The sequence below is a fragment of the Synechococcus sp. GEYO genome (assembly GCF_900473955.1).
Classification (GTDB): domain Bacteria; phylum Cyanobacteriota; class Cyanobacteriia; order PCC-6307; family Cyanobiaceae; genus Synechococcus_C.
In genome coordinates this window covers 293,112-316,448 of the sequence record NZ_UCNL01000007.1, presented here as the reverse complement: position 1 = coordinate 316,448, position 23,337 = coordinate 293,112, and the positions used below count along the sequence as shown (strand labels likewise).

Genomic DNA, 23,337 nt, shown 5'->3' with positions numbered 1-23,337 from the left:
GGCGGGAGCTTGCTCTCCATCGATTTGGGGGGAAGCATTCCAGAAACCTCCGGGGGTGAAGGAGAAAGCGGTCTGGGCCAGCAAGCTGGCGACGCCGGTGGATGCAGGGGTGCCAATCGTGCGCAGTCTCGATCTGATGAGCACCCAGCAGAAGCTGCCGATGTTCAAGAAAGCGCTCATCGCAGTGGGCATGGAAGTGAACCAAGGCACAGCGATGGGAGCAGCCATACACCAGTGGCCAAAAGTGTTTGACCAGCTCACCGTGGCCATGGTGGAAGCCGGTGAAGCCGGCGGGGTGCTGGATGAATCACTGAAACGGCTGGCCAAGCCTCTGGAAGACAACGCTCGCCTGCAGAACCAGATCAAGGGTGCACTCGGTTACCCCGTGGCGGTGCTGGTGATCGCCAGCCTTGTGTTCCTGGGCATGACCATTTTTCTGATTCCAACATTCGCGGGGATCTTCGAAGATCTGGGCGCTGAACTACCACTGTTCACCCAGATGATGGTGGACCTAAGCGAGCTTCTGCGCTCATCCGCAGGTCTGCTGTTTGCCGGTGGTCTGCTAGTGGCTGTATGGCTGTTCAGCCGTCATAAAGCAACTCCTAACAGCCGGCGTGTGGTGGATCGCTTGATGCTCAAAGTGCCCCTGTTCGGGGACCTAATCATGAAAACGGCAACCGCCCAGTTCTGCAGGATCTTCAGTTCATTAACCAGAGCCGGTGTTCCCATCCTGATGGCACTGGACATCTCCAGTGAAACGGCAGGCAATTCGATCATTTCCGACGCGATCCTCGACTCAAGAGCGCTGGTTCAGGAAGGGATGCTGCTGAGCACAGCTCTGACACGGCAGAAAGTGTTGCCCGACATGGCCCTGAGCATGCTTTCAATCGGCGAAGAGACCGGAGAGATGGGCCAGATGCTCAGCAAGGTGGCCGACTTCTATGAAGACGAGGTATCCGCGTCAGTCAAGGCACTGACCTTAATGCTGGAGCCGGCGATGATCGTGGTGATGGGTGGAATCGTTGGTTCGATCCCCTTGGCGATGTATCTGCCGATGTTCACCGTGTTTGATCAGATTCAGTAACCACCAGCTGGGATTCGGCAGCGGCGATGGCCTGGCCAGCAAGCCAGCCTCCACTCCAGCAAGCCTGAAAGTTGAATCCGCCGGTGACACCATCCACATCCAGCAGCTCACCGGCGACATAGAGCCCTGGACAGCGACGACTTGCCATCGTGGCCAGATTCACCTCGCCGAGGGCCACTCCACCAGCAGTGACGAACTCCTCACCAAATGGGCCGCGGCCCTGAATCAGCAGGCGCTGAGCGCAGAGAATATCGACCAGCTGGCGTTCAACCTTCAACGGCAGATCCGCCCAACGGCGCTCACCATCGACAGCAACGGCAGACAGAAAAGCCTGCCACAAGCGACGCGGCAAGTGCTCAAACGGTTTGGCCGAAATCAAGGTGCGACGTGCCATTTCCACCCGCCACTGCCGCAGTCTCTGCTCCACACCCTGACGGCCCAGGCCCCCACTCCAGTCCACCTTCAGTTCGCCCTTGTAGTGGCTGTCGTGAAGCGCTCGAGCGGCAAAAGCCGATAGTCGCAGCGTTGCCGGACCACTGAGTCCGCGATGGGTGATCAGGACCCGACCGGTTTGCCGGAAGCGCTGATCCCCGAGCTTCAGATCAAGGCTCACCTCATCAATGGCAATGCCACTGCAGGCGGCAAGTGCTTTGGACTGCAGCGACAGGCTGAACAACGAAGGAACCGGCGGCACCACGTGATGACCGAGGGACTCCGCGAGCTTTCGACCACTGGGATGACCACCGGTGGCCAACATCACATTGCGAGCCTTCAATCGCTGATCAAGCCCACGCCCATCAACCACAAAACCACCATCCCTCTGCACCTCAACCCGCTGCACCATCACCTTGGTCCGCAGCTGCACACCCACCCGAGTCGCGGCGTTCTGCAAGCAGTGAATCACCGCCTCCGAACGGTTTTGCTGCGGAAACATGCGTCCGTCTGGTTCTTCAACAAGGGTGAGGCCATGGTCATCAAACCAGGCGATCGCATCACCACAGGCGAAACGACTGAACGGACCCCGCAACGGTCGACTGCCACGGGGGTAATGGCTGGACAGTTCAGCGGGATCCCAGCAGGCATGCGTGACATTGCAGCGGCCACCACCACTGATGCGCACCTTCTGAAGTGGCTCCGGCGTGGCCTCCAGAACCACAACCTCGCGCAAACCCTGCTCAGCCGCAGTGATCGCTGCCATGTAACCAGCAGGACCACCACCGATCACAATCAGATCAAGCGGCCTGGAAGCGCAGAGCGACTCCGTTGTTGCAGTAACGCTTGCCGGTGGGCCTGGGACCGTCATTGAACACATGACCCTGGTGGCCGCCACAGCGGCTGCAGTGGTATTCCGTGCGCGGAACAATCAACTTGAAATCTACTTTCGTGTCGATGGCACCTGGCAGGGGCTGCCAGAAGCTTGGCCAACCCGTGCCACTGTCGAACTTGGCCTGCGATGAGAACAACGACAGATCGCAACCCGCACAGTGATAGATACCGGATCTCTTCTCGCTGTTGAGCTCACTGGTGAACGGGGGCTCGGTGCCTTCCCTGCGCAGCACCTGATACGAATCCGACGACAAACGTTTCTTCCATTCCTGATCGGAGAGATCCCATTTGGAATCCGATGGATCGGAGGCAGCGGCAACCTGCTTCGGAGCCCGGAAAACACCAACCAGGCCTGAAATCGTGGCGAACAACATGGAGCGCCTGCTCAATAGCCACTTTTCGAAGCTGGAGGGCATCACAGATGTCGCGTCGTTGCTTGAACCGTTCTAAACAACTCGGAACCAAGAACCAGGCAGCATGGAGGGATGGATTCCCTCACCAGAACCGATCGGGAACCTTGCTGGCGCTTCAGCATCGCTCCGATGCTGGACTGCACAGACCGGCATTTCCGCCAGTTGATGCGCCAAATCAGCTGTCATGCATTGCTGTACAGCGAAATGGTGGTAGCCCAGGCACTTCACTACACCAAGCGAAGGGAACGCCTACTCGACTTCGATGTAGAGGAGCATCCGATCGCACTGCAAGTTGGCGGCGATCAGCCATCACTGCTCGCCGAGGCCGCTCGCATGGCAGCGGACTGGGGCTATGACGAAATCAACCTCAATGTGGGCTGCCCAAGCTCTCGAGTTCAGGCCGGCAATTTTGGAGCCTGCCTAATGGCAGAACCCGAACGCGTCGCCCGCTGCGTAGAAGCGATGGTGACCGCCAGTATCCTGCCGGTGACGGTGAAACACCGGGTTGGCATTGATGATCTGGATAGCGACACCCTGCTCACTGCTTTCGTGGATCAAGTGGCCACGGCCGGTGCCACCCGCTTCAGCGTGCATGCGCGCAAAGCCTGGCTGGATGGCCTCGATCCCAAACAGAACCGCACGATCCCGCCGTTACAGCACGAGCGTGTGATCGCGCTCAAGCAACGAAGGCCCAAGCTCATAATCGAGCTCAACGGCGGACTCGATACCCCAGAGCAGTGCCTGTCTGCTCTGAATCACTGCGATGGCGCAATGGTTGGCCGGGCCGCCTATGCCCATCCTCTGCGCTGGGCAACGATGGATGCCCTGATCTATGGCGCTGCTCCACGGACCGTGAAAGCATCGGACGTGATCACAGGCCTGATGCCCCATGCCGAACGCCACCTGCAACGGGGTGGCCGTTTGTGGGATCTCTGCCGCCACCTGGTGCAGCTCGTGGAAGGGGTTCCGGGTGCCCGCCACTGGCGACGCGACCTTGGTGAGCAAGCCCAGCGCACAGGGGCAGATCTCAGCGTGCTGGAACATTCAGCCCGGCAACTCACAGATGCCGGGCTTTAAACGTTGAACTGAACGAATCGGTGACTCAACCTTCGGCGCCGCCGTAACCGCCGTAGTCATCTCCACCGCCATCACCGCCGCCGCCATAGCTGCTTCCACCACCATCGTTCGGGGAAGCACCACCACGGCGACGACTGCGTCGACCCTCTTCCACACCACCTCCGTAAGGAGAACCGGACTGATCGCCGCCGCCAGCAGCTCCACCACCGCTGTAACCGCCACCGGACGAACCGCCGCCATAGCTGCGATCTTCCCAGCCTCGGGCACCGGAGCGACGATCGCCACCACCACCGCCGCCGTAGCCACCACCACCGCCGCCGTAGCCACCGCCGCCGTAGCCACCGCCACCACCACCGCCGCCGTAGCCGCCGCCACCACGACGAGGTGCGCTACCGCGGGGCTCAGCCTTGTTGATGCGGAGGGGACGACCCATTAATTCAGCGCCCTGGAGAGCCTCGATCGCCGCGGCCTCCGCCGCTTCATCGACCATCTCCACAAAGGCGAAACCACGCTTGCGACCGGTGTCACGCTCAAGAGGAAGGGCACAGTTCGTGACCTCTCCATGAGCTGCAAACAGTTCGATCACGTCTTCCTGCTCGGCGCGGAAGGGCAGATTGCCGACAAAAATGCTCACTTGACTGCTGGACCTGAAGAGAAAGGACCCAATCGGATCAGACAAGCCATTGGTTCAGGATCCAAGGAAGGACCAACAACCTTTGGCTCTCTCAGGGTAGACCCGGTCTCGCGAAATGATCAGTGATTCGTTAACCCAAGCCGAGCGCTCCAGAGCGCCAACTGCTCCTCAACCCGTTCAAACCCAGTACCGCCCTCACTCAGGCGAGCGGCGACAACCTGACGGGGCGCGAGAGCATCAAACAGGTCAGCGTCTATCGAGGGGTGAAACTGCTGCCAACGTTCAAGGCTCAGATCGCGCAGCAACACTCCATCGCTCAGACATTGCTTCACCACGGAACCAACGATTTGATAGGCCTCGCGGAAAGGGACCTGTCGGGCCACCAGATAGTCGGCTACATCGGTGGCATTGGAGAAATCTGATCCAACAGCAGCCTCCAGCCGATCAGGACGAAAGCTCAGCCCTTCCTCGATCAGGATCGTCATCGCCTCAACGCACTGGAAGCTGGTGTTCACCACATCAAACAGCGCTTCCTTGTCTTCCTGAAAATCCTTGTTGTACGCAAGCGGCAGCCCCTTGATCATGGTCAGCAGCCCCTGCAGATGACCAAACACCCGACCACACTTGCCACGGACCAGTTCAGGAACATCAGGATTCTTCTTCTGTGGCATCAGGCTGCTGCCAGTGGCGCAACGGTCGCTCAGACGCACAAATCCGCATTCCTCCGAAGCCCAGAAGATCACCTCCTCGGCCAGACGGCTGAGGTGCACCATCAACAACGATGCTGCAGCTGAAAACTCCACAGCGAAATCGCGATCACTCACAGCATCAAGACTGTTGGCATAAATCCCCTCGAATTCCAGGGCTGCAGCAGTGCTGCGCCGATCAATCGGCACCGGCGTTCCAGCCAAGGCTGCGGCACCCAGTGGTGAGCAGTTGACCCGCTTGCGCACATCCTGAAACCGTTGACGATCCCGCTCGAGCATCTCCACGTAAGCAAGCAGGTGGTGCGCCAAACAAACGGGCTGCGCCCTCTGCAGGTGGGTGTAACCGGGAATCAGCGTGGTGCGGTGCTCAAGCGCCTGACGCAGCAGAGCGGTCTGAAACAGCCGCACCTGCGGGTCAAGCTCATCGATTCGACGACGAAGCCACAGACGCAGATCTGTACCCACCTGATCATTGCGACTGCGGCCGGTATGCAGTTTTTTTCCCACCGGCCCCAGCAGTGCAATCAACCGACGCTCGACAGCGAAGTGCACATCCTCATCGTCGAGACCGGGATTGAAGCTGCCGGCAGCCGCCTCTGCGCGGATCTGTTCCAGACCGCTGCAGAGCTGATCAGCCTCCACCGTCTCAATAACTCCGCACTCAGCCAACATGCGGGCATGGGCCACTGAACCATCCAGATCCTCTCGAAGGAGATGGATGTCGAAGCCGATCGAGGCATTGAAGCGTTCGATCGCCGGATGCAGTCCCTGTTCGAACCGGTCACTCCAGGTGGCGGAGCCTCCGCCCGTCACTCCACCTGCCATGGGCCACCCTCAACACAGATCCCTTCAGCTTGTCAGGCCGGAGACCGTGGAACCGATGGCAACATCAACCCTTCCCGAACCTTGAGAACCACCATCGAGGCATCATCCTCGAGCTGGCGATCCGGACCCACAAACCGATCAAGACGGCCGAACAACTGATCAAGGATTCCCTGCGAACCCGTACCCGAACGACAGGCGGTCTCGAGGTTGCGGATCAGGCGCGCCTCATCGAAGCGGTCACCCGTCAACCCAGGGGCTTCGGTGACGCCATCGGTGTAATACAGCAGCACATCGCCGGGTTCGAGCACCGTGGAACCACTTCCGTATTCCGCTTCAGGCTGCAGACCGATCAACAGACCAGGAGCATCCAGACGACTAATGCAGCGTTGCTGAGCCCGCCAGATCAAAGGCGGATTGTGCGCAGCATTGGCAAAGCGGAGCCGACGCGTTCGCGGATCAAAATCCGAATAAAACAGCGTCACAAAGCGGTGCGACTGGGATAGATCCTCGAGGGCGAGCTGGTTGAGGTCATGAAGGATGCGGTCCGGCGGTAATCCGCTCAGCACTTCCGCACGCAACATGCCGCGCAGCATCGTCATCAGCAGACCGGCTGGAACGCCCTTACCCATCACATCGCCCATCACCAGCGACCAACGACCTCGCTCACGCCGACGACCGATCAACTCCGGACGAGTGGGGATGAAGTCGTAGTAATCACCACCCACCTGAAAAGCCGGACGGCAACGAGCCGCCAGTTCGACCCCCTCAATCACCGGACAATGATCCGGCAGCAACTGGGCCTGAATCTCTGCACCGATGCTGAGCTGGCGATCCATTCGCTCGTGCAGGCGGGCCTCCTGGAGCATCTGATCGTTTTCGATCGCAACACCGGTGAGATCAGCCACCAGCTGCACATTGCGACGATGGGCATCACTCCAGACCAGCGATCCAGACGTGTTGAACACATAAAGACGTCCGCGCTGGCGACCTCTGGCCACCAGAGACGTTGCGAACACACCAGCCGGTCCAAGGTGACTTTGCACCAGTCGATCCAGGCCAAGCACGAGAGCATCATCGGATCCGAACCCGGCCGAACGTCCAGGCTCATGGTTGATCACCGCCTGCAATAAAGTCTCCGACCGCAAGACGGACTGCATCTGCAACTGGTCAGTCCACAGACGCCCGTCAGCTTGATAAGGGATCAGCAGTGCACCATCGACCCCGACCAGACGAGCAGCCACAACGGGCACAAGCTCAAGGAAGCGATTGAGGTTGGTAAAACTGCGCAGCGCAAAACCAATCGAAACCAGCAGCTCCTGATTGGCGCGCTGTTCCTTGGAAAGACTGTCGAGCAACTGACGCAGCGACGTTGTCGCCGTCAATGAAGGAGGCCCCGAACGAAGCGAAGAAGCCGGATGGCGCCGTGATGGATTGCTGCTCACGGCAACCCCTGGCAGAAAACGCAAGGTAGCAACTCTGACCGGAGAAAGCTGAAGGCTTCAGTTCCGCCTTGGAAACAGCCGTCAGCGACCTGCCAGCAGTGCTTCCACAAACTCGAAACTGTTGAACGGCCGCAGATCTCTGATTCCCTCCCCGGCACCGATGAAGCGGATGGGCAACCCGGCCTCGGAAGCCACCGCCAGAGCCACTCCACCTCGGGCCGTTCCATCGAGCTTGGTGATCACCACACCAGTGAGACCAACAGTTTTGGCAAAGGCCATCGCCTGCTTAAGACCGTTTTGTCCCTGACTGGCATCCAGTACGAGCAGGGATTCCACATGAGCTTCAGGAGCCAGGCGATCCACGACGCGACGAATCTTCTCCAGTTCTTCCATCAGGTTGTGTTTCGTCTGCAGGCGACCGGCCGTGTCGACCAAAACAAGATCAGTGCCCTTGGATCGGGCAGCTCCAATGGCATCGAACACCACTGCCGCTGGATCAGCATTAGAGGAAGGGTTGGCAATCACCGGCACATCACTGCGATCTCCCCAGACCTGCACCTGCTGTACCGCAGCGGCCCGGAACGTGTCGGCAGCAGCAATCATTGCCGAGTAACCACTACGCACCGCGAGGTTGGCGAGTTTTCCGAGCGTGGTGGTCTTGCCAACACCGTTCACACCGACCATCAGCCACACGTTGAGCTGATCACGCTGTGGAGCCAGCAACTTCACGCCGCTGTCGCGCGTGGGCTGGTCGAGCAGATCACGTAACTGTTCCTTGAGGAAGCGGATGCCCTCGATGGGATCCACCACCTGCTCATTCATGCGCCGTCGCAAAGCATCCAGCACCTGGTCTGTGGCCTGAACTCCAGCATCTGCGCGCAAAAGCAACGACTCGAGGTCATCAAGCACCTCCGGAGTGAGCGGGTCATCGCCGAGGTTTTCCAGCAGACCAGTGACAAAGCCCTGACGGGTCTTTTCAAGGCCCTGTCGCAGGCGGCCAAGCCAATCGATCTCTTCAAGGGTGATCTGATCAGAGCGAAGACCTTGGGCGGCAAGAACCTCTGCTGACCAGGTGAAGGTTTCGTCGAACTCGCCAAGACTGGGCTCATCGGATTGATCAGCGGTCTGCTGAGACTGAACAGGCGCGGGCTTGGCTTGCTCAACAACAACAGGGGCTGGAGCCTGCTCTAATTGCTGCTGACGTTCCTGCCGCTGGGCCGCAGCCTGCTCAAGCAGAGAGAGACCCGGTGCAGAAGCAGCAAAAGGGGCAGACGGCTGTTGCTGTGCAGACGGTTGTTGTTGAGCAGACGACAGTGGCGAATCGGGTTCCGATGCTGGAACCACAGAGTCAGGCGCAGGTGGATCAGGAGACACCACAGGCGGTTCGGCCGTCACCGGTTCAGCCGTCACCGGTTCAGCCGTCACGGACTGCGTGGTCTTCTCAAGCTCCTTCTGCGCTTTCAGACGGGCATAGGCCTGCCGTGCCCACTCAAGTGGGTCATCCTCTTCCGAAGCAACGGCCTGCACGGATTCAGCTCCAGCGGACTCCGGATCTGACTGCGGCAATTCTTCAGCCGGTGCGGTTTGTCCTGAATTGTCCTGAGCAGTTGCAGGATCGAGGGTCTGCTCAGACTTCGATGGCTGCTCAGGAGTCTGGGGAGCCTCGGCGCTTCGATTAAACCAGTCGTAAACCATTCGAATAAAAGCAGCGCCTAAGCGGTGGCGTTCTGAAGACGCCGAAGAACCCCATTAATCATGCGACGGCCCTGTTCATCGCTGTAGCGATTGGCCAGCTCCACAGCTTCACTACAGGCGACGGAAGCCGGGGTGTTCATCGAACGGAGATCAACCACTGCCAAGCGCAGGATGTCGCGATCAATGCGAGGCAGCCGACTCAGTCTCCAACCCTCCATGACGCCGTCCAGTTGATCGTCAATGTCCTGACGAGACTTCAGGACTAACTGAATGCGGCGCATGGCTTCCTGACGAACCTGTTCCTGATCAGCAAGCGCTAAGAGACGAGGCAACTCAAGACTGGCCGAAAGACCATTGAGAACTTGTTCCGCCCCTGTGAGAGTCTCGCGCAGATGGGTGCGCACAGAGGCCATGTCAGTGGAAGTACTGCCGTCCTGCAACTCGCTGTCGAGCAGCGATTGCTGAGCTTTTTCGAGATCACCAGCGCAATGATCAAGCACCTCGCGCCAGTGCTGCATCAAGCTGTCGAGTGCTTTCTGAAGCAGTATCTCGAGATTGTCCTGCGTCGCTGAGGAACGCTCTCGTTCAGCGCACTGACCGAGCACAAACAGTGCAAGCTCACGGGAGAGGGTTCGGGTCTGCATAAGCGGCGGAATGTATCGAACGAACGACTCAGGACGATGAGGGTGCCACAGATGCTCTGAGTTGAGCGATCAGACTGGAAAAACTGCGATTCACCGGCGCTTCGCGTTCATCCGGATTCACAATGCCAGCGGAAATGATGGTTCTGAACGCATCTTCAACAGAAATATCGAGTTCTCTGACTGATGCCTCAGGGACAAGCGTGTACCAACCTGTGGTGGGATTCGGCGCCGTAGGAATGAACACACTCAGCAAGTTCTGACCGAGATCGGACTGAAGAGACGGCCCCACCTGGCCTGTGACAAAACCAACGCTGTAAAGACCTTCGCGCGGGTACTCAACCAACACGACGCGTCGAAAGCGCCGTGAGTTATCGCGGAGAAACGTTTCCAGCAGCTGCTTGAGCGTTTTGTAAACGGAACCGGCGAGAGGGATGCGCTGCAGAGTTCCCTCTCCAAATTCCAGCAGCCATCGACCAACGATATTTCTCGCCATCAACCCAATCAAGAGGATTCCCATCAAGGGGACCGTCAGCCCAAGCGCCAGGTTGATCAAATCCTGGAGCAGAGGATTGAGATTGATGAATGGATTGAACTGTTTGGGGATCGATGTGACGAACGCCAGCACAAATTTGCTGACAATCGTGGAGAGCCAGATGGTGGTGGCAAGCGGAATGACCACCAGAAGACCCGCGATCAGATCGTTCTTGAGATCATTCTGAAGCCTGGCGCTAAGCGGCAGGTCAGGTCTTGGATTGGACTGAACCAAGGAACGCCGGGGGCCTGTAGCCAACTAGTCCCACCAACCTAACCAGCGGTCAGAGGACTGCGCCGAGAGCCAGCAAGACCAGCGCCACTGCCAACACAGCAGCACTGATGGTGCCGCCAAAGAAACGCTGATTCATTGTCAGACCACGTTGGCGTTCCGCCTGCTGAATCTGCTTAGTCATTTGTGAAAGCTGTTTGTCAATGAACGTCTGAGCAGCCTGAATCTTGTCCTCCTCGGTGGCATCAGCTGGAAGCTGACCTGCCTGAGCCAACTGCTCGCCGAGAACCTTCACGTTCTCTGGATTCGCCGACTGTTGACGGGCCATCTCGAGCTGACTGCGCCTTTGCTCAAGGGTCTGATCAGCCTCGCCCATCAGGGATTGATTCCCTGTAATTCCAAGCGGAATCACCGCGATCATGACCACAGCGAGAACTGCGGAAATAATGCAAACAACCCAGCGAATCGGCGTGCGCAGCTGTTGCGGGTCATCCAGACGGGACCCAATCAGCATCAGCAGCAAACCGACAAAACCCATCGGAGCCTGGCTCACAAGGCGTTCGATCAAAAGCTGTTGAAAAACCCCATCACTCCATTCAGCAGCACTGAGCACAACTCCGATCTGTAATGCGAGCAGAAGCACCAAGGTGATTCCCAACCAACGCAACAAGGGCGCGGCACGCAAAGAAGAGTCTTGGGAGGGAGCTGACACGGCACGATGCCAAAAGGGTTACCAACTTTAAGGTCGGGTTTTTGAATGTTCCAGCCAACGTTGCAGAGCTGAGCCTGGCCCTCAAACAACGGGCCAAGGAAGAGGGATTCGACCCCGTTGGCATCGCTTCACTCCCTGGTAGCCAACGTTTGCAAATGCGGACTGCAGCTTTGCAGCGCTGGCTAGAAGCAGGCCACCAAGCAGACATGAACTGGATGGCGGCACCGCGTCGCCTTTCAGCAGCAAGCCTGTTGGAGGGGGCTCAAAGCATCCTGGCGGTGGGCTTGAACTATCACGTCGCTGCCGAGCGCCATCCCAACCGTCTGGCGGTCGCCCGCTACGCCTGGGGAAGGGACTATCACCGGGTTGTGAATCAGCGACTTCGACGGGTCGGTCGCTGGCTGGAAACCATCCGACCTCAGTGTCGCTGGCGCGTCTGCGTGGATGCTGAGCCACTTCTGGACAAAGCCTGGGCAGAAGAGGCAGGCCTTGGCTGGATCGGCAAACACAGCAATGTGATCCACCCCAGGAGGGGCTCATGGATGGTGATCGGTCATCTGATCACCACAGAACATCTCCAAGCCGATCAACCAGCCAAAGCGCGGTGCGGTCAATGCCGCGCCTGTATCGAAGCTTGTCCAACCAATGCGATTACAGAACCGTTTGTGGTGGATGCACGACGCTGCATCGCTTTTCACACTCTTGAAAACCGCAATCCAGAACTGCCTGCTGCCATGGCCGAAGCCATAGGGCCCTGGGTGGCCGGATGTGACATCTGTCAGGACGTCTGCCCTTTCAATCAGGGCGCGATTCCATCCAGCGATGATCCTGATGTGCAACCGAGATCGTGGTTGCTAGACCTCCAGGCAGAGCACATCCAACGCTGGACGGACGAGGACTGGGACGAGCGGCTGCGGGGATCGGCGCTACGCCGGATCAAACCCTGGATGTGGAGACGCAATGCCGCTGCAGCGAGACCTGACAATCCCCCTAGTGTGAGCTGATTCTAGGATCAGCGATGGGAGTTCAAGCTCGTAGAAGACGGAGCTGGCATCGAGCTCTGATGATCACGATGCTGACAGGAACTCTTAGTGCTCTCAACGCTGCACCAGCGAGGGCTCTGCCCCCATACGTCTACACACCCAGCGCCCAGGAGCTGGAGGGAGCCGGTGTCGGCATCGGCCGTACCGCTGCACAATTGCTGCGCCTGGGGCAACCGGAGGAAGCAGCAAGTCTTGCTGCACTAGCGGTCAGACTCCAGCCGAATGACGAACGACTGTGGTCGGTTCTGGCTGAAGCGCAGCTGCGCAGTGATCAGCTCAAAGCGGCCGCCGGCTCACTGGCAAAGGCCAAAGCACTGAAACCGGGGAAAGCAGGACTCTGGTTTGCAGAAGCATCGATTGCACTGCGCGACGAACGTCCTGATGACGCCATCTCTCTTCTCGATGAGGGTCTACGACTAGAGCCCAAAAACGCAGGTGCCTACTTTGATCTCGGCAATGCCCGCGTGATGCAGTCGGACCTGAGACAAGCTCTAAAGGCTTTTGAACAGGCCACAACCATCAAACCCAGCTTCTGGGAAGCACTGAATAATCAAGCTCTGGTGCTGTTCGAAATGGGCAACACACCCGAAGCCATCAAGCGCTGGCGTTCCGTGCTGTCGATCAAACGCAACCCAGAGCCGATGCTGGCTCTGGCCGCTGCGCTCAATCAACAAAATCCTGGCGACGCTGAATCGCTTGAACTGGCTCGCAAAGCGCTCGCTGAAGATCCCAATTACGTGCTTCCAGGGCATCAGGAGAATCAACTCTGGGGCTCGAAACTTCGCCAGGCGACTGACGTTCTGCTGACGACACCCAGCCTCAGAGGAGTCGTCGAACGTGCTGAAGCCAATGCCGATCCCAAATCAGCTGAGTGATTCAGAACGAAGATCTGTAGGCTAAGCGCCTTCTGCCTTCTTGATTCCGGAGCGGATGGCCGAGGAGCGCGTTCAACCGATCGCCCTGCATCACGAGATGCAGCGCTCCTATCTCGAGTACGCGATGAGCGTGATCGTGGGTCGGGCCTTGCCAGATGTCCGCGACGGTCTCAAACCGGTTCAGCGCCGCATCCTGTACGCGATGCACGAGCTCGGGCTCACACCTGATCGCCCGTATCGCAAATGCGCCCGCGTCGTCGGCGACGTTCTCGGTAAATATCACCCTCACGGTGATCAGGCGGTTTACGACGCGCTGGTCAGACAGGTCCAGAACTTTTCTAGCCGCCATCCGCTGCTGGATGGCCACGGCAACTTCGGTTCCGTGGACGATGACCCACCTGCCGCAATGCGTTATACCGAAACGCGACTAGCACCGATCGCTCATGAGGCACTGCTCGATGAGATCGGCGACGACACGGTCGATTTCGCTGCCAACTTTGATGGGTCCCAGCAAGAACCGACGGTCCTGCCGGCACAGCTGCCGTTTCTGCTGCTGAACGGCTGTGCTGGCATCGCGGTGGGCATGGCCACCAGCATCCCGCCCCACAACCTCGGTGAAGTGGTGGATGGGCTTGTGGCCCTGGTGCGGAAACCGGATCTGAGCGATGAGAAATTACTGGCTCTGATCCCGGGTCCAGATTTCCCCACAGGCGGTGAAGTGCTGCTCGGCAGCGGAATCCGTGACACCTATCTGCGTGGTCGCGGCAGCATTCCGATGCGGGGCGTCGCCCACGTGGAGGAAGTGCAACCAGGAAAGGGCAAACACAAGCGCAACGCAGTGATTGTCACTGAGCTGCCCTATCAACTGAGTAAGGCTGGCTGGATCGAAAAGCTTGCTGAACAGGTCAACGACGGAAAGATCGGTGGCATTGCCGACATACGCGATGAAAGCGACCGCGAAGGCATGCGGATTGTGGTGGAGCTGAGGCGAGACGCTGATACGGACACAGTTCTCAAGGACTTGCAGCGCCGAACGTCTCTGCAAAGCAATTTCGGGGCCATCCTGCTGGCACTGGTGGACGGTCAACCTCGGCAACTTTCGCTGCGCCGAATGCTTCAGACCTTCCTGGAATATCGGGAACTGACGCTGATTCGCCGAACCAGCCATGCCCTGCGCAAAACAGAGGACCGGCTCGAGGTGGTGGAAGGCCTGATCACAGCGCTGGCTTCTTTGCAGAAAGTCATCGCCATGATTCAGGAGGCGCGCGATGCATCAACGGCCCGAGCAAGCCTGATGGTGCAACTGGATCTCAGCGAGCGACAGTCTGATGCGGTTCTGGCCATGCCCTTGCGACGGCTCACGGGGCTGGAGCAAGAGAGCCTGCACCAGGAAGCCGATGAACTGCGAGCTGAACGGCAACGACTGAAGCTGTTGCTGGACAATCGCGAACAGCTTCTGGATGCACTGGTTCAGGAGCTCCGCCAGCTGAAAAAACGCTTTGCCACCCCTCGCCGCACACGTCTAGTGGAAGGAGGTGATCACCTGATGGCGGAACGGGCAGCAAGCCAGCGCCCCAATGCCGAACTGCAACGCCGTCAGGCCCTCGATGCTCTGCCACCTGAATCGCGCATCCTGGTACAAACCGACGGTCAGGTGAAGGTGGTGAGCCCCCAGCTGCTCGGCCGATTGCACCTCAATGAAGCAGTCGATCTGGGCGACGAACCCTCCCCGGCACGACTGATCCTGCCGATCAACCCTGCACCGCGATTGCTGGCACTCACCACCAGTGGTCGGATCGCACTGGTGCGCTGGGAGTTTGCAGGTCAGCAACCTGGAGGCCTGGAGCGATTCCTACCGACAGCCTTAGAGGGCGAAACAGTGATCAACCTGCTTCGACTTCCCGCTGTTGATGACAAAGACACCAACAGCCGATCGTCTCTTGGTCTGCTGACTACAGACGGACGCTTCAAACGACTTCCACTAGATGAAATTCAGGAGCTCTCAGGGCGCGCTGCCACCATCTTGAAACTGAAGGAAGGCGTTTCACTGCTTTCAGCAATGATCTGCGAACAAGGTGGAACCGTAGCTCTAGTGAGTGACATTGGTCGAATTCTCTGCCTTCCAGTTGAAGAGCAGTGCCTGCCCTTGATGGGCAAGTTGGCCCAGGGGCCAATGACAATGCGCATGCTGCCCGGAGAAAACCTTGTGGGGGCAGTCAGCCAACCCGCTGACAGCAGCAGTTCTGAATCAAACAACAGTGGGGAGGTGCTGATCGGCACCAACAACGGTTGTCTAATTCGCGTATCCCTCAGCGAACTGCGCCGATGCAAACGTGGAGATCTAGGGGAAGTCGCAGTGAAACTGAACGCCGATCACAAAGAAAGCGAACGCCTGGTCTCAGTCTGTAAAAGCGCAGATCTGGTAGGTGTGATAACCAACAAAGGGCGCCATGCCCGCATCGAAAACACAACCATCAGCATAGATAGCAATCAACCCACGCAACTGAGATTCAAAGCAGAAGAAACACTGGTTGAGCTTGTTCCTCTAATGAGCTGAATTCATTTCAAGAACTGCAGTTCCCCTCCAGCCACTCGAAGTAGTTCTCATCAATATCTCCGGTCACATAGTGACCGTCAAAACAAGACATTTCAAGGTCCTGGATATCAGTACCTTGAACAATGCTTTTCTTGAGATTATCAACGCTCTGATACACAACATGATCGGCAGCGAGCACGTCTGCAATTTGATCAGTCGAACGTCCATGAGCTAGAAGCTCTGCCCTCGTGGGCATGTTAATTCCATACACATTGGGAAAACGAACAGGCGGCGCAGCCGATGTGAATGTGACCTGATTGGCTCCAGCGTCGCGCGCCATCTGCACAATTTCCCTGGATGTCGTACCACGAACAATGGAATCATCCACAATCAGAACATTCTTTCCAGCAAATTCAGTCCCCAAAGCATTGAGTTTTTGCCGTACTGATTTTTTTCTTTCCGCTTGTCCTGGCATGATGAACGTGCGACCCACATAACGGTTTTTATAAAATCCTTCGCGATATTCGATCCCAAGTTGTTTTGCCACCTGCATAGCAGAAGGTCTGGCTGAATCTGGAATCGGCATCACAACATCGATATCACCAGCTGGTAATGAGTCAGAAATTGTTTTTGCAAGCAGATCACCCATGCGAAGCCTTGTTTCGTAAACAGAAATTCCGTTCATAACGGAATCTGGCCTTGCGAGATAAACGTATTCAAAGGCACAGGGAACAAGCTGGGAAGACTGCGCACATTGACGTTGGTGCAAGTTGAAATCAAAGTCGATGAAGATTGCTTCACCAGGTTCAACATCACGAACAATTTCATAACCGCTGTTTTCAATCACGAGCGATTCACTCGCAACGATCCATTCATCCCGTCCATTTTTGGCACTCCTGCGGCCAAGAATTAATGGTCTGATGCCAAAAGGATCACGAAAAGCAAGAAGGCCGCGGCCTGAAATCAGAGCAATCGCTGCATAGGAGCCCTTGACTCTGCGATGCAACGACGACACGGCATCAAACAATTGATCAGGAGAAAGATCAGGACCAGTGAGATGGGATTGAATTTCAGTGGCAAGAACATTCACCAACATCTCCGTGTCGCTGGAGGAGTTGGTATGACGTCGATCAATCTTGAAAAGATCCTGTTCGAGCTGACTGGTATTGGTCAGATTGCCATTGTGAACAAAGGTGATTCCATACGGAGCGTTGACATAAAAAGGCTGGACTTCATCTTCAGCTGCAGCAGCTCCACTGGTGGCGTAACGAACATGGCCAAGACCAACATTGCCAAGAAGTTTGCGCATATCGCGCGTTCGGAATGCTTCACGAACCCGTCCACGTTGTTTATGGACGTGAAATGTATAGTTATCCATCGTGACAATTCCTGCAGAATCCTGTCCACGATGCTGAAGCAGAAGAAGATTGTCATAGATCTGCTGATTAACAGAATCAACAGAAAAAACTCCAATAATTCCACACATAACTACGACTCGCTCACAAAGTTATTCAGTGATTCAAATATGATCGTTGAATTCATAAATAAATCATCAATATGATCAGCTTGAAAGCCAAACAATGCGGGAGACAAAATCATTTCAATTTTAGCAAAGCGACACATGGTTATTCAGCAAGCTCCCCGTTGCCATCAATTCTTCGCGGTAGTGAACTGCTGTAGACATCACGACACTGCTCAACCTCCAGATTCAGACAAGGGTGATGATCAACATGAACCTGCAAGCAAGGCTGTTCGGTCACAACACCAATCCGAGTGATTGGCAGATCGTCCTGCTCAGCTAACAGCGCTTCCCATAGACCCATGCGATCTGCCTTGACCGACACCACGATCCGACTCCCACCTTCCGCAAACAGAACACGATCCAAACGCACACCCTGAACACTGAGGTCAATCTCGATTCCCAACCCCGAAGCAATCGAAGATTCCGCCAAAGCCACGCAGAGACCGCCATCGCTGCAGTCATGAGCTGAGCCCAGCAGACCGCGAGTAATCGCCTCACGCACAAGACAGCCAACCTTGGCTTCCATCGGAAGATTGGGCAAAGGTGGTCGACCAGCCAGAGACCCTGTGATCAGCTGTTGATAGGCACTGCCTGCCAATCCCAGAGAGAGATCCTCGGCGTCATCAGGGACGACACCAATGAGGTAAATGGAATCCTGAGCTTGTCGCCATCCCAGACCAATCACGGTCGCGATGTCGTCGACACCACCCACCATGCCGATCACAGGCGTGGGGTGAATCGGCTGCAGGGTGCCGTCATCTTTTTTGATCTCGTTGTAGAGCGAGACATTGCCACCGGTCACCGGGGTGTTGAGAGCTCTGCAGGCATCCGAGATACCGCGGCATGCCTTCGCAAGCTGCCAGTAGCCCTTGGGGGTTTCAGGCGAAGGAAAATTGAGATTGTCGGTGACAGCGAGAGGTTCAGCACCCACACAACTCAGATTGCGTGCAGCTTCGGCAACAGCTGCCTGGGCACCCCGTTCAGGATCCAACGCAACCCAACGATTGGGACAATCCACCGTGGCAGCCACTCCCTTGGTTGAAGCATCCAGCGATCCTTCACCCTGTTGCGGCCGAAGTCTGACCACAGCTGCGTCTGCGGATCCAGACGACACCACGGTGTTCGCCAGAACCTGCTGGTCGTACTGACGATGCACCCAGCGTTTGCTTGCAATCGTGGGATCATCCAACAAGCGCAGAAGACTCTGACTCCAGTCAGAGTCTTGGCTTGGGAGGGGAAGATCCGCTTCTGACCAACGCCACAGCTCCTGAATCTCAGCAGGAGGTTCGCTGAGCAAATCATGGTGATTGATCGGCGTGTCTTCCGCCAAAGCCCTCGAAGGGACCTCTGCAGCCACAACGCCTGCCTGAAGCACCCGAACGACAGGATCAGCTAGGACGCGACCCACGACAGCCGCCTGCAGACCCCAGCGGCGAAAACGCTCCATCAGAGGCTCTTCGCGGCCAGCACGCACCACGAACAGCATGCGCTCCTGCGATTCAGACAACAGGTATTCGTAGGCGGTCATGCCCTGCTCCCGCGCAGGAACTTTGTCGAGATCCAGCTCAATTCCCAGATCTCCTTTAGCTGCCATTTCCGAACAACTGCAGGTAAGACCAGCAGCCCCCATGTCTTGAGCGGCGACCACATCACCGCTCTGGAATGCTTCCAGACAGGCTTCAATCAACCCCTTTTCCAGAAACGGATCTCCCACCTGCACAGCGGGACGATCATCCAGAGAAGCAGAACTCAGCTCAGCACTGGCAAAACTGGCACCACCCATGCCATCACGACCGGTGGTGCTGCCCACATAAACCACGGGGTTACCAACTCCAGAAGCCCCGGACTTCACAATGTCGTCGGTCTCCATCAGACCGAGGGCCATCGCATTGACCAGAGGATTGCCGCTGTAAGAGGGATCAAAAGCCACTTCACCACCCACGGTGGGCACACCCACGCAATTGCCGTAATGGGCAATGCCAGCTACCACGCCCTGCATCAATCCAACATTGGCTGGATCATCCAGGGGGCCGAAACGCAAGGCATTCAGCAGAGCGATCGGACGAGCACCCATGGTGAAAATATCGCGGAGAATTCCACCAACACCTGTCGCGGCACCCTGAAAGGGTTCGACTGCCGAGGGGTGATTGTGGCTTTCGATCTTGAACGCGAGGCGATGGCCTCCGCCAAGATCCACCACACCGGCGTTTTCACCGGGACCCACCAGGATGCGAGGTCCCTCTGTTGGAAAACCACTGAGCAGCGGTCTGGAGTTGCGGTAACAGCAGTGCTCTGACCACATCACCCCGAACATGCCGAGTTCAGCCCGGTTGGGGTCTCGCCCTAGGCGACGTTGAATCTCGACGTAATCCTGCTGCGTGAGCCCTTCCTGGCGGAGGGCGGCCGCGACATCAAACGTCTCAGCCGCAGAAGAAGACTGGACCACAGTCAACAGGTCATCTGCACCCAGTGTTGCCGACAGCCCGACCGTGCCAATCAGATCCAGGGATCTCCATCTCGTTCCCCGAGCCGTCGGTTCTGCATGGCCGGCTCTCGATCGATCCAGTCGTCGTCATGCCAATCCTCCAGTGGATCTGAATCCATGGGTTGGGAACGATCATCAGGCCCGTTGAGATCACGGCGAGAGGGGTAGTCGTCCCAAGGAGGTTCCTCCAACCACCCCTCAAGCCGTTCACCGGCACGATCACCAAACTGTTGCAACTGCTCCCGCCAGTGACGAGACCGACGAACGAAATCCTGACGAACGCTGGCGCGCGCCTCGGGAAGATCATCCAGATCACGAAGACCAGTGGAGACCAACCCAGGCTGCTGGTCGACAATGCGATCAGGCGTGAGCCGCCAGCGGCTGCTTCCTGGCAGACGTGGATCGCTGCGAGACACCAGATAGTGCAAGATCTCTCCTGTTGAGGGAACAAAGGCGAGGTCTACAACCTGGCCAAGGCGCTCTCCAGCGACATCGAGCAAGTCGGCATCCAGCAGGGTGGGAAGCCGCTCAAGGGTGAGCTGATCAATCTCTGAAGGAGCCCCTTTCACAAACACCTGCTGATCATCGAGACCACGACACTGATCAAGTCTCCAGACAGTGCGGGAGTTACGCAGAGCGGAAGGACGACTCACCCAGCCCAACAGGCGATGCACCGGAGGATGCATCCAAGCCATCACCCCAATGCCGTGATCAAGTCCCTGATCACAACGCACACGGTGCCTGAGTAGATCGCTGAGCAGCAGTGGGTCAGGCAGCGTCAAGGTTAGGAACGAATCTGAACAGGCATCACCAGATAGGTGAGGCCTGAAGCATCATCTGATGGTGAAAGGATGGCTGGGGTTGTCGGGGCATTGCACTGCAGGCGAACGCGTTCCGAATCCATCGCTTTCAAACCATCAAGCACATAACGCACATTGAATGCGATCTGTACAGGGTCACCTTCAATCTGAGCCGATAGGGACTCGGAACCACTACCAACATCCTGAGCATCCGCACTGATCTGAACCAGACCCTTGTCAGGATCACTGCCGATGCGAACAACATTGTTGTGCTGATCAGCCAAAACAGCGATGCGTTCGAGTGAAGCCACGAAGGCCCGACGATCAAGATCAAGCGTGCGATTGAACGAATCAGGAATGAGCTGGCGGTAATTCGGGTAGGTGCCCTCAAGGGTGCGACTGGTCACCATCTGATCAGCGGCCAGAACCACAACCTGACCGCTTTCGCAAAACAGACTCACAGCATCTGTTCCTTTCCATCCCGCCATCAGACGTTCCACTTCTCTCAGGGAACGGGCCGGAAGGGTGACAGCAAGGCCAGGCTCCTCCGAAGCCTCCTGGTCTGAGAGAGCAAGAGGGTCCTGTAGTGCGTCATCAACACTAAGCACTGCCAGACGATGACCATCCGTGGAAGCAGCCTCAAGGCTGGTGCGATCAAAACGGAGATGCACCCCTGTGAGCAGCTGCTTGGCTTCGTCGGAACTGCTGGCAAACAGCGTGCTGCGCAGTGCTTTCACCAGAGCTGCTGGATCCAGTTTGAGCGCTGTGCCGTTCTCAACCAGAGGCAGCTCCGGGAAATCATCCGCAGGCATGCCGCGCATCTGGTAGCTGCCGCTCAAGCTGGTGAGTTCAACCTGTTCTCCGGCTTCATCGGTGACAAGGGTGATGGGCGAATCGCTGGAAAGACGCGAAACGATCTCACCAAACAGTCGCGCTGGCAGCGTGACCGCACCACTGGTTTCAACGGTCGCAGCCAGGGAAGTCTGAATGCCCAGATTGAGGTCAAAACCAGTGAGGCTCAACCGATCAGTGCCGGCATCCGCGGTCAGCAACACGTTGGCAAGCACCGGATGGGTCGGTCTTGCTGCAACCGCCCTGCTGACCAATTGCAGCGCAGCGTTGAGTTCCGTTTGGGAACAAACCAGTTTCATGGCGACGTTGTCCGCTGCAAGGCCTGAGGTCACCCACGGTTTCACAGGGACGCACGAAGCGCAATGGTCCAAACGAACTTGCCGTTTTTGCTGCTTATTGGCTGTTTAAGTCTTTTAGAAAAAACTAAAACAGCCGTAGTAGGGCCTGTGGAAACCGTGGAAAACCATCAAGTCCCTTGCTGACCAGCTCTTTTCTGATCACACAGGCCTGGGGAATCTTTTTGCACTGATGAGGAGAAATAGCTGTTTTTCACAGAATTAACAGCCTGGGGAAATCTGAAGGTTGATGGAGGAGGGCTTTTGAGCCTCGATCTCCACAGCTTTCAGGCATGGTTTTCCACCAGCTTCCGCAGGCAGTTCGTCATCTGGTTGCTATTCCTCTTCGCTCGTTTGACATCAAAAAACCCCTTCTTTGAAGGGGCTCGTTCGAGATGGAGACCATGTCCGGCTGAGCTGATGACTCAGAAACCCATCACTTTGGCCACCGTGTCCAGGTCGGGGTTCAGATCGGTATGGAAGGCAGCGTCGTTGTTGTTAATGGCGCAATCGGGGTCTTTGAGTCCGTTGCCTGTGAGCACGCAAACCACCGTCGCTCCTGCAGGCACTTCATCTTTGCGTTTGAGCAGACCTGCCACTGAAGCCGCGCTAGCTGGTTCGCAGAAGATGCCTTCTTGTCCTCCCAGCAGCTTGTAGGCCTGAAGGATTTCCTCATCGGTCACATCCAGGAAAGCGCCGTTGCTTGCTGCCCGTGCGGCAATGGCTTTCTCCCTGTTCACAGGATTGCCGATGCGAATCGCCGTGGCAATCGTTTCCGGATCGCTCACGGTCGTTTCGTTGACCAACGGAGCTGATCCACTGGCCTGGAACCCCATCATTCTGGGCAGAGTGCGGCTTCGGCCTGCCTGGTGATACTCCTGGAATCCCATCCAGTAGGCGGTGATGTTGCCAGCGTTGCCCATCGGGATGCATAACCAATCTGGGGCGTCACCAAGAGCGTCGATCAGTTCGAATGCGGCTGTTTTTTGGCCCTGCAGGCGATACGGGTTCACCGAATTCACCAAGGTGACTGGGTACTGATCTGACACTTCCCGCACAATGTCGAGTGCCTTATCAAAGTTGCCGCGAATGGCGAGCACCTCGGCGCCGTAGACCAGTGCCTGAGCCAGCTTTCCTTGGGCGACATATCCATCGGGGATGAGCACGAAGGCCCGCATCCCTGCCCGTCGTGCATAGGCCGCGGCTGCCGCTGATGTGTTGCCGGTACTGGCACAGATCACCGCTTCACATCCAGCCTCCTTGGCCTTGCTGATCGCCATGGTCATGCCCCGGTCCTTGAATGAACCAGTCGGGTTCAACCCGTCGTATTTCACGTAGACCTTCACCCTTTTTCCGATCCGTTCAGCGATCGCAGGCACGGGGATTAATGGGGTTGCGCCTTCCCTCAAGGTCACCACCGGAGTGGAGTTGCTCACTGGTAACCAGTTTCTGTAAGCCTCAATCAGCCCTGGCCAGTCCTGCATGACCGGGGCAGGGGAGAAACGGCGACGGAAGCTGTTGAGCAGTGACACCTGCGCAGGGCAATATTCCTCAGGAATCTATGTGG

18 protein-coding genes and 1 pseudogene are annotated in these 23,337 nt (G+C 57.2%); 5 read left to right on the top strand and 14 right to left on the bottom strand.

The genetic code is table 11. The features are described 5' to 3' along the window. Window positions 1-28 precede the first annotated feature (28 nt). A pseudogene (locus DXY37_RS06580) lies at window positions 29-1,084 on the top strand (type II secretion system F family protein); the annotation flags it as partial. Here DXY37_RS06580 and DXY37_RS06575 read toward each other — a convergent pair. Together DXY37_RS06575 and msrB are read right to left on the bottom strand one after the other, a co-directional pair. Continuing rightward, window positions 1,059-2,387, bottom strand: a complete 1,329-nt coding sequence (locus DXY37_RS06575; RefSeq protein ID WP_115125890.1) for an NAD(P)/FAD-dependent oxidoreductase — start codon at window positions 2,385-2,387, stop codon at window positions 1,059-1,061. The pseudogene DXY37_RS06580 and the gene DXY37_RS06575 sit on opposite strands and share 26 nt — an antisense overlap. Continuing rightward, window positions 2,317-2,826, bottom strand: coding sequence for a peptide-methionine (R)-S-oxide reductase MsrB (msrB, locus tag DXY37_RS06570; RefSeq protein ID WP_115125889.1), 510 nt, complete (start codon window positions 2,824-2,826; stop codon window positions 2,317-2,319). The genes DXY37_RS06575 and msrB overlap by 71 nt, the downstream gene beginning before the upstream one ends. 69 nt (window positions 2,827-2,895) lie before the next feature. Between msrB and dusA the strand changes: the two genes are divergently transcribed. Beyond that, a complete protein-coding gene (gene dusA / locus DXY37_RS06565) occupies window positions 2,896-3,900 on the top strand; it encodes a tRNA dihydrouridine(20/20a) synthase DusA (protein WP_115125888.1) in 1,005 nt (334 codons plus the stop codon). 25 nt (window positions 3,901-3,925) lie between these two features. Here dusA and DXY37_RS06560 read toward each other — a convergent pair whose 3' ends face one another. The 7 genes from DXY37_RS06560 to DXY37_RS06530 form a co-directional block, all read right to left on the bottom strand. Continuing rightward, entirely contained in the window at window positions 3,926-4,534 is a 609-nt protein-coding gene (locus DXY37_RS06560; RefSeq protein WP_115126020.1) for an RNA-binding protein, read from the bottom strand. A 119-nt stretch (window positions 4,535-4,653) separates the two neighbouring features. Next, the gene (argH, locus tag DXY37_RS06555; RefSeq protein WP_115125887.1) at window positions 4,654-6,066 is read right to left on the bottom strand and encodes an argininosuccinate lyase; all 1,413 of its coding nucleotides are present in this window, start codon (window positions 6,064-6,066) and stop codon (window positions 4,654-4,656) included. 32 nt (window positions 6,067-6,098) lie between these two features. Beyond that, window positions 6,099-7,508, bottom strand: coding sequence for a PP2C family protein-serine/threonine phosphatase (locus DXY37_RS06550; RefSeq protein ID WP_115126019.1), 1,410 nt, complete (start codon window positions 7,506-7,508; stop codon window positions 6,099-6,101). 81 nt (window positions 7,509-7,589) lie between these two features. Beyond that, window positions 7,590-9,203: a signal recognition particle-docking protein FtsY gene (gene ftsY, locus DXY37_RS06545; protein WP_115125886.1), complete on the bottom strand. Its 1,614-nt coding sequence runs from the start codon at window positions 9,201-9,203 to the stop codon at window positions 7,590-7,592. Window positions 9,204-9,220: 17 nt separating this feature from the next. Further along, window positions 9,221-9,847 (bottom strand): transcription antitermination factor NusB, encoded by a 627-nt coding sequence (nusB, locus tag DXY37_RS06540; protein ID WP_115125885.1) that lies wholly within the window; start codon window positions 9,845-9,847, stop codon window positions 9,221-9,223. A gap of 28 nt (window positions 9,848-9,875) precedes the next feature. Further along, window positions 9,876-10,613, bottom strand: a complete 738-nt coding sequence (locus DXY37_RS06535) for a DUF502 domain-containing protein (RefSeq protein WP_067093790.1) — start codon at window positions 10,611-10,613, stop codon at window positions 9,876-9,878. A gap of 49 nt (window positions 10,614-10,662) precedes the next feature. Then, window positions 10,663-11,322 (bottom strand): HpsJ family protein, encoded by a 660-nt coding sequence (locus DXY37_RS06530; RefSeq protein ID WP_115125884.1) that lies wholly within the window; start codon window positions 11,320-11,322, stop codon window positions 10,663-10,665. Between the two features lie 41 nt (window positions 11,323-11,363). Here DXY37_RS06530 and queG point away from each other — a divergent pair, with 41 nt between their 5' ends. Genes queG through DXY37_RS06515 form a run of 3 tightly spaced genes read left to right on the top strand, consistent with a single transcriptional unit; the run spans window position 11,364 to window position 15,797 of the window. After that, window positions 11,364-12,326, top strand: coding sequence for a tRNA epoxyqueuosine(34) reductase QueG (gene queG, locus DXY37_RS06525; RefSeq protein WP_115125883.1), 963 nt, complete (start codon window positions 11,364-11,366; stop codon window positions 12,324-12,326). 59 nt (window positions 12,327-12,385) lie between these two features. Then, window positions 12,386-13,240, top strand: coding sequence for a tetratricopeptide repeat protein (locus DXY37_RS06520; protein ID WP_244276923.1), 855 nt, complete (start codon window positions 12,386-12,388; stop codon window positions 13,238-13,240). Between the two features lie 55 nt (window positions 13,241-13,295). Then, the gene (locus DXY37_RS06515) at window positions 13,296-15,797 is read left to right on the top strand and encodes a DNA topoisomerase (ATP-hydrolyzing) subunit A (protein WP_115125881.1); all 2,502 of its coding nucleotides are present in this window, start codon (window positions 13,296-13,298) and stop codon (window positions 15,795-15,797) included. 7 nt (window positions 15,798-15,804) lie between these two features. Here the strand turns inward: DXY37_RS06515 and purF are convergent, their stop codons facing one another. From purF to thrC, 5 genes are all read right to left on the bottom strand, one after another. Next, a complete protein-coding gene (gene purF, locus DXY37_RS06510; RefSeq protein ID WP_115125880.1) occupies window positions 15,805-17,262 on the bottom strand; it encodes an amidophosphoribosyltransferase in 1,458 nt (485 codons plus the stop codon). 139 nt (window positions 17,263-17,401) lie between these two features. Then, window positions 17,402-19,744, bottom strand: a complete 2,343-nt coding sequence (gene purL, locus DXY37_RS06505; RefSeq protein WP_115126018.1) for a phosphoribosylformylglycinamidine synthase subunit PurL — start codon at window positions 19,742-19,744, stop codon at window positions 17,402-17,404. A gap of 50 nt (window positions 19,745-19,794) precedes the next feature. Next, window positions 19,795-20,565, bottom strand: a complete 771-nt coding sequence (locus DXY37_RS06500) for an RNA methyltransferase (RefSeq protein WP_115125879.1) — start codon at window positions 20,563-20,565, stop codon at window positions 19,795-19,797. A gap of 2 nt (window positions 20,566-20,567) precedes the next feature. Next, on the bottom strand, window positions 20,568-21,734 hold the full coding sequence (gene dnaN, locus DXY37_RS06495) for a DNA polymerase III subunit beta (RefSeq protein ID WP_115126017.1): 1,167 nt from the start codon (window positions 21,732-21,734) through the stop codon (window positions 20,568-20,570). A 461-nt stretch (window positions 21,735-22,195) separates the two neighbouring features. Further along, window positions 22,196-23,254: a threonine synthase gene (gene thrC, locus DXY37_RS06490; protein ID WP_115126016.1), complete on the bottom strand. Its 1,059-nt coding sequence runs from the start codon at window positions 23,252-23,254 to the stop codon at window positions 22,196-22,198. Window positions 23,255-23,337: the final 83 nt, after the last annotated feature.

Excerpts from the sequence above, each read along its gene's own strand:
- DXY37_RS06575 (WP_115125890.1), bottom strand. The coding sequence starts at position 2,387 with ATGACGGTCCCAGGCCCACCGGCAAGCGTTACTGCAACAACGGAGTCG.
- msrB (WP_115125889.1), bottom strand. The coding sequence starts at position 2,826 with ATGCCCTCCAGCTTCGAAAAGTGGCTATTGAGCAGGCGCTCCATGTTG.
- dusA (WP_115125888.1), top strand. The coding sequence starts at position 2,896 with ATGGATTCCCTCACCAGAACCGATCGGGAACCTTGCTGGCGCTTCAGC.
- argH (WP_115125887.1), bottom strand. The coding sequence starts at position 6,066 with ATGGCAGGTGGAGTGACGGGCGGAGGCTCCGCCACCTGGAGTGACCGG.
- ftsY (WP_115125886.1), bottom strand. The coding sequence starts at position 9,203 with ATGGTTTACGACTGGTTTAATCGAAGCGCCGAGGCTCCCCAGACTCCT.
- nusB (WP_115125885.1), bottom strand. The coding sequence starts at position 9,847 with ATGCAGACCCGAACCCTCTCCCGTGAGCTTGCACTGTTTGTGCTCGGT.
- DXY37_RS06520 (WP_244276923.1), top strand. The coding sequence starts at position 12,386 with ATGATCACGATGCTGACAGGAACTCTTAGTGCTCTCAACGCTGCACCA.
- DXY37_RS06515 (WP_115125881.1), top strand. The coding sequence starts at position 13,296 with ATGGCCGAGGAGCGCGTTCAACCGATCGCCCTGCATCACGAGATGCAG.
- purF (WP_115125880.1), bottom strand. The coding sequence starts at position 17,262 with ATGTGTGGAATTATTGGAGTTTTTTCTGTTGATTCTGTTAATCAGCAG.
- dnaN (WP_115126017.1), bottom strand. The coding sequence starts at position 21,734 with ATGAAACTGGTTTGTTCCCAAACGGAACTCAACGCTGCGCTGCAATTG.
- thrC (WP_115126016.1), bottom strand. The coding sequence starts at position 23,254 with ATGCAGGACTGGCCAGGGCTGATTGAGGCTTACAGAAACTGGTTACCA.